The sequence below is a fragment of the Burkholderia sp. HAN2018 genome, assembly GCF_024704855.1.
Lineage (GTDB): Bacteria > Pseudomonadota > Gammaproteobacteria > Burkholderiales > Burkholderiaceae > Burkholderia > Burkholderia cepacia.
In genome coordinates this window covers 1-6,053 of sequence record NZ_QOBB01000326.1, presented here as the reverse complement: position 1 = coordinate 6,053, position 6,053 = coordinate 1, and the positions used below count along the sequence as shown (strand labels likewise).

Below are 6,053 nucleotides of genomic sequence, written 5' to 3'. Positions count from 1 at the left end.
GCAGCCGGTCCGCGTGCCGCCGACGCATCCGGCGGCTCGCCGGATGCGCCCGTCCCGCCATGCCGGCCCGCGCCGCTCCACATCGCCACGCCGGCAATCGCCGCCAGCCCCACGGCACCATAGACCACGGCGCGGCGCGCCAGCGGCGCGCGTCCTCCTCGTGCCGTCATCGATTACACGCCCGCCAGCTTCAGCCGGTTCGCATGCGTGCGGATCACCGCGACCGGATCTTCCGCATACGCGCCGCGCACGCCGAGCAGCTGGTTGATCTCGTCGAGGTGGTTCCACTTGTAGTTCGTGCTCAGCACCTTGCCGTACAGCGCACTGCACTTCGACACGAGCCCGTCGTTCTGCCCGGAGCCGCGGTTGATCATCACCGTGCCGGTGCCGAACAGCGCGAGCGTCGACAGGTCGAGCACGTTCGCCGGATCGACGAGCGGAAGGGTGCTCGTGTCCGTCGCGCCCGTGACGCCGAACACGGAGAGCGTCGGCTGGATCGCCGTGCCGGCCCACGAATACAGCAGGTGCGTGTTGCCGCCGACGGTTTCGGTCGGCGCACCGGTCTGGCAACTGCCCGGCGCACCCAGGCCCGCGCTCGGATAGTTCTGGTTGTACGTGGCGGCCCGTGCGGTGGTCAGCGTCTGCAGTGCGGCGAGCGCGTCCTGGTTGGTGTTGTGGCTGCTGCTCGTCAGGATCCCGAACACATTGACGAACGCGGCGATCACCGATGACGAAAGCCCGGTCGGATCGTACGCGAGCACGTTCTGCACGAAGTCGGCGAATTCGGAGCCGCGATGCGGCGTGCCGATCGTCGTCACCGACGCAACGAGATCGGGCGCGACGGCGGCAACATAGCGCGACGAGAGGCCGCCCTGGCTGTGACCGACGAGATTCACCTTGGTCGCCCCCGTCGCCGCGAGCACCGTCTTCACGTAAGCGAGCAACTGTTCGCCGCGCCCGTTCGGGCCGTCGTCGCTCTGGAAACCCGACAGGTTCGCGACGTAGACGGTCGCACCGTTCTGTTGCAGGTCCTCCTGGATGCCGTACCAATACTCGAGCACGCCGGCGTACTTGTCGGTACCCGAGAGCCCGTGCACGAGGATGATCGGGTAACGCGTCGCCGCGTAGCCAGCGGCGGGCGCGGTCGCCGCCATTGCCGCGTGCGTCGTCGCGAGCGTCATCACCGCGGTCGTCCCCGCGAACGGCGCGATGCTCATCGCGCATGCCACTGCCCCTGCCACCACCCTGGAACGCATCGTCCTGGCCATGCATGTTCTCCTGATTATTGTGCTGCCGGTGCGAATGAAGCCGGATCGACACACACGATGCATCGCGAACGTCGCGCGCACCGTGTGCGTCGAATGCGGGAGTGAATCACGACTCGCGAACGTTTGCGCCCTGACTAGACACGGTTCTCTAATCGGTTGACGCGCCCCGCCCGTTCAGGCGGGGCCGCGTTCATGCGTGCGCATGCTGCAACGCACACGCGCGACGCGTTACAGCTTCGCGCTCACGCGCACCCAGGCGGTCCGGCCCGGCTCCATCACCGGCGAATTCGCCGGATAGCCGAAGCCCGCGTTGCCCGCGAGGTTCAGGTGCTCGGTATAGGCCTTGTTCAGCACGTTGTCGACGCCCACCGATACCTGCACGGTCTTGCTCACGTTGTACTGCGTATGCAGCGAGAGCACGCCGAATCCGGCGCTCGGGCCGAAGTCCTTGCCGACCACGTTGCCCTCGTTCAGGGCATAGCGATGCTGCGGCGCAACGATGCGCCACAGGCCCCCTGCCGACCACGCACCACGCGTGTATTCGAGCCCGATGCGTGCCTCGAGCGGCGGCATCTGCGGCAGCGGATCGCCGCTTGCCACGTTGCGCCCCCACGCATACGCGAGCGACGTCTCGACGCGCAGCGGCGCAACCGGCCGCCACGACACGCCCGCCTCGCCGCCCATGATCTGCGCATTGACGTTGGTCGCCTGCGTGGTCGGGCCCATCATGCCGGCCGAATAGTTGAACAGGATGAAGTCCTGCACGTAGCCCGCATAGGCCGACACCCATGCATCGAGCCGGTCGCTCTTGTATTGCGCGCCGATGTCGAGCTGCGTGGTCTTCTCCGGCTGCACCGCCGAGAATGCGTTGACCGAACCGGCTGGCCCGCGCTTCGCGGAGAACAGCTCCCAGTAATCGGGATAACGCTCCGTATGGCCGATCCCCGCGTACCACGTGACGGGCAGCGAGGCGAGATCGCGTTCGTAGCGGATGAAGCCGCTCGGCAGCACGCGCGTGCGATCGTCGTCGAAGGTCGGATTCGGCTTGCTCTTCATCATGCCGCTCGTCGTCGCGCGCTTGTCGCGTGCGCTCGCATAGTCGACGCGCACACCGCCGATCACGCGCGACACTTCGCTCGCGTACCACGTCAGTTCGCCGAACACGCCCGCGTTCCACATCGTCGCCTGCGCATCCCACGGCTGGTCGCCGTAGTTCTGCCGCCCCATCGCCGAGCGCGAGTCGAGCCGGTTCGATTGTGCATCCACGCCCGTCACGAGCTTGAAGTCGCCGGCGAAACGGAACGTCGCGGCTGCGCGCACGCCGGCCGTGCGACGCCGCACTTCCGACGCCATCCGCATCGGCATGCTGCTGGTCGGGTCGGGTTGCCGCAACGTGTAGTTGTCCATCACGTGATCGGCTTCGTTGTAGTACACGCGCGCCTCGATCCGGTCGAGCACGTCGCCGATATGCTTCTTGTCGAACGACAGGCCGAACGTCTCGCGGCGGAAATGCGCGCCGTCCATTCCGCGCCCCGCGTAGCGCGCATAACCGTCGCCGGTGCCGGCGGTCAGCTCGACGCGCGTGTGGTCGTCCGGCGTCCAGCCGAGCGCCGCATCGGCGTTCCATTTGTCCCACTGCGACGGCACGGTGTTGCCGTTGCCGTCCTTGTAGTCCTGCGAATGCGCGTGGTTCGCGGTCACGCGGCCATAGACGTCCGGCGTGCCGGCCGTCACGTCGATGTTCTGGTCGTTGCGGCCGAACGACCCGCCGACCAGGCTGCCCTCGAAGCGCATGCCGGGCTTGTCGAATCGCGGGGTCACGCGCTCGAACAGCACGGTGCCGGCCGATGCGCCGGGGCCGTACAGCACGGTCTGCGGCCCCTTCAGGACGGTGACCTTGTCATAGCTTTCCGGTGCGATATACGACGTCGGCGCATCCATCCGGCCCGGGCATGCGCCGAGCGTCGACATCCCGTTCGCCAGGATGTTCAGCCGCGAGCCGAACATCCCGCGCAGCACGAGGTCGCCGTTGGTGCCGCCGCTGCGGATCGACGTGAAGCCGGGGATCGTCTTCAGGTAATCCGCGCCGTCGCTGGCGGGCAGCGGCTGGCGCGGGGTCTTCGGATCCGTGACGACGACGAGCGGCGTCGTCAGCGGCGATGCGACGACTTCGATGGCCGGCAGCGGCGCGGCCGTGTCGTCAGCCGGCGCGCCGGCCGCGCGCGCCATTTCGGCTGCCGCGGCGCTCGCGGCCAGTGCGCCGGCTGCGAGCGCGGGAACGGTGAGTTTCAGCACGCGCGGCATGCGCCGCGCACAGGCATTGCGCGACGCCCGCGGCGCACGCAACTGGAAAATGGTCATGATCGAAAGCCCGAGTGACGCCCTCCGCACGGCCTCGACGGGCCGCACGGATATCGGCGGTGAAAAGAACGGAAAACAGCGCGTCAGGCGCGCTCGGGCGGTGCGCGCGGGTACGCGCGCGGATAGCGGTCGGCGCGCGCCGCGACGGCAGGCGGCGCGACGGCGGAGACGGAAACGACGGGAACGGAAGCGAGTGCCGCGGCGGCAGTCCCGCCGATCGCGGGACTGTGCGCGAAGAAACCGCAGTAGCCGCACGCATCGAGATGCAGCGCGTGATCGTGCATGCGGCCTGCATCGGGTGACCGATGCGCGCCATGCTCTGCACTGCAGACAATTGCGTCGGGCGTGGCCGCCTGCGCGACGCGCCACTGCGACACCAGCGGCGCCGCGATCGCGAACCAGATCGCGAGCACGCCAAGCCAGGCGGTCAGGTGACGATGTCGGTGCAGCATGCGCGGCGCAGAGTAAGCGGAATGTAAAAACAGCCGAGATGTTACAGAATGTTTAACGCGCTGACCAGCGCAGATGGCGGTAAACGAACCGGGGGCGCATGGTTGTCAACACAACCATGCGCCCCCGCCTGCTGCATGCTTCCGGAACGAACGTGCCGTTCAGGGCGCCATGCGCCGCAGTACGTCGTCGCGCCGGATGAAATGATGGTAAAGCGCGGCCAGCGCGTGCAATCCGATCACGAAATAGAACGCGTTGCCGATCAGCTCGTGCGCTTCCTTGATCGTCGGCCGCAGCGCCTTGTCGGGGCCGAGCAGCGTGAACGACACGCCGAGCCAGTCGAGCGACACCGGCTTTCCGCCCAGGTTGATCGTCATGATCCCGAGCAGCGGCTGCGCGATGATGAACACGTAGAGCGCGAGATGCGCGAGCTTCGAGAGCCAGCGCAGCAGCGCCGTTTGCGGAATGGCCTCGGGCACGCGGCTGACGACTCGCCACAGCACGCGCAGCACCGACAGCACGAGCACGAGCGTGCCCGCGGTGAGGTGAACGTTCATCCAGAACACCCGGCTGTCGCTGCCTTTCGGCCCGCGGATCTCGATGGCCAGGTAGGCCAGCGCCACCAGCGCGAACACGGCCCAGTGGAAGAAGATCGCGGGCGAGCTGTAGCGCGTCTGTTTCGCGAGGATGTTTCTCATGCTTCGTCTCGTGTTGTATGCGGGGATGGGCGCATGCCGCAATCGGCTCGGCAGCCCGGCAAGGCTGCCACGATTGTAGCCGCACGTGCGTCCGGTTTTGTGCGGCGAGGTCAAATATCGGATGAATCGTCAACGCACGCGCCGCGCGGGCCGTCATATGGAAAATCCGCATCGCGCCCGTAAACGGCTGTGGCACGATGAAGCTTTGGTGTCGACGTTGCGCGCGCATCATGAGCAAGGCGTTCTTCGTTGCGGCCTATCGGCTGACCGCCGCGTTGCTCGCGGTGTCGACGACGTTGCACAGCATCGCCGGCTACTGGGGCATGCCTGCATTCGAGCTCGGCAACTTTCTCAGCTACTTCACGCAACTGAGCAGCCTCTACGCGGCCGCGATGCTCGCCGCCGGGCTCTGGCGCATCGCCCGCCCCGGCTCGGCTCGCTACGAATCGATGCGCGGCGCCGCGGTGCTGTACGTCCTGATCACCGCGATCGTCTACGAGCTCCTGCTCGCGCGGCTCGATGCGCTGCGCCACGTCACGCCGGCGTTCAACAACTGGGTGCTGCACCGGATCGTGCCGCTCGTCGTGCTGTGCGACTGGCTGTACGTGGAGCCGCGCCTGCCGATCCCGCGGCGCAGCGCGTTCGCGTGGCTCGCCTTTCCGGTCGTCTATCTCGGCTATACGCTCGTGCGCGGCGCGCTGGAGAACTGGTATCCCTACCCGTTCGTCGATCCGCGGCCGCATGGCTACCTGCCGGTCGCGATCCAGTGTTCGCTGATCGCGGTCGGCGCGGCGGCGCTCGCACTGGGCATTCGCTGGCTCGGCAATCACGCGAGACAGTCGGGCGCGGTGACGCTCGGGAAAGGATGAAGGCGGGAAACGCCGGAACGTGTGCGCCGCCCGGCGCACACGGGGTGAGGCGGGCCGTCAGCCGCCGTTGCGCGGCAGGAAGTTCATCGGATCGACGACCTTGCCGTTCTGGCGCACTTCGAACTCGAACGTCGAACGGCCGCTCGTGTCGATGCCCATTTCGGCGACCGGCTGGCCCTGGCGCACCGCGTCGCCTTCGTTGACCAGCAGTTTGCCGTTGTGTCCATAGGCCGTGATGAGCCCGTTCTCATGCTTCAGGATCACGAGCGGGCCGTAGGCCTTGACGCCGGACCCCGCATAAACCACGCGTCCGGCCGCCGCGGCCCGCACCGAATGGTCGGGGCCGGACGCCGCGATCACGATGCCGCGCGTCCTGCCGGCCGCGAACGGCGTCGCCACGACACCGG

General features: G+C 67.7%; 6 protein-coding genes and 1 pseudogene. 1 reads left to right on the top strand and 6 read right to left on the bottom strand.

Going from position 1 to position 6,053, the window contains the following annotated elements; all coding sequences use genetic code 11:
• The 5 genes and pseudogenes from DPV74_RS38205 to DPV74_RS38185 all read right to left on the bottom strand — a co-directional run.
• A pseudogene (locus DPV74_RS38205) lies at positions 1-170 on the bottom strand (lipase chaperone); the annotation flags it as partial.
• 3 nt (positions 171-173) lie between these two features.
• Positions 174-1,268: a triacylglycerol lipase gene (locus DPV74_RS38200; protein ID WP_059693985.1), complete on the bottom strand. Its 1,095-nt coding sequence runs from the start codon at positions 1,266-1,268 to the stop codon at positions 174-176.
• A gap of 228 nt (positions 1,269-1,496) precedes the next feature.
• Positions 1,497-3,629 carry a TonB-dependent copper receptor gene (locus tag DPV74_RS38195; RefSeq protein WP_119339067.1) on the bottom strand — a complete coding sequence of 711 codons (2,133 nt, stop codon included), beginning with the start codon at positions 3,627-3,629 and terminating at the stop codon, positions 1,497-1,499.
• Positions 3,630-3,712: 83 nt separating this feature from the next.
• Entirely contained in the window at positions 3,713-4,081 is a 369-nt protein-coding gene (locus DPV74_RS38190) for a DUF2946 domain-containing protein (protein WP_027791102.1), read from the bottom strand.
• 159 nt (positions 4,082-4,240) lie between these two features.
• A complete protein-coding gene (locus tag DPV74_RS38185; protein WP_060083423.1) occupies positions 4,241-4,777 on the bottom strand; it encodes a cytochrome b in 537 nt (178 codons plus the stop codon).
• A 230-nt stretch (positions 4,778-5,007) separates the two neighbouring features.
• Between DPV74_RS38185 and DPV74_RS38180 the strand changes: the two genes are divergently transcribed.
• The gene (locus DPV74_RS38180; RefSeq protein WP_059693981.1) at positions 5,008-5,646 is read left to right on the top strand and encodes a Pr6Pr family membrane protein; all 639 of its coding nucleotides are present in this window, start codon (positions 5,008-5,010) and stop codon (positions 5,644-5,646) included.
• 57 nt (positions 5,647-5,703) lie between these two features.
• Here the strand turns inward: DPV74_RS38180 and DPV74_RS38175 are convergent.
• Positions 5,704-6,053, bottom strand: a 350-nt coding sequence (locus tag DPV74_RS38175) for a murein hydrolase activator EnvC (protein WP_162923260.1), incomplete at its 5' end; no start/stop codon positions are given.

Bases quoted from the DNA above. Each gene is read 5' to 3' on its own strand.
- DPV74_RS38195 (WP_119339067.1), bottom strand. From the start codon at position 3,629: ATGACCATTTTCCAGTTGCGTGCGCCGCGGGCGTCGCGCAATGCCTGT.
- DPV74_RS38190 (WP_027791102.1), bottom strand. From the start codon at position 4,081: ATGCTGCACCGACATCGTCACCTGACCGCCTGGCTTGGCGTGCTCGCG.
- DPV74_RS38200 (WP_059693985.1), bottom strand. From the start codon at position 1,268: ATGGCCAGGACGATGCGTTCCAGGGTGGTGGCAGGGGCAGTGGCATGC.
- DPV74_RS38180 (WP_059693981.1), top strand. From the start codon at position 5,008: ATGAGCAAGGCGTTCTTCGTTGCGGCCTATCGGCTGACCGCCGCGTTG.
- DPV74_RS38185 (WP_060083423.1), bottom strand. From the start codon at position 4,777: ATGAGAAACATCCTCGCGAAACAGACGCGCTACAGCTCGCCCGCGATC.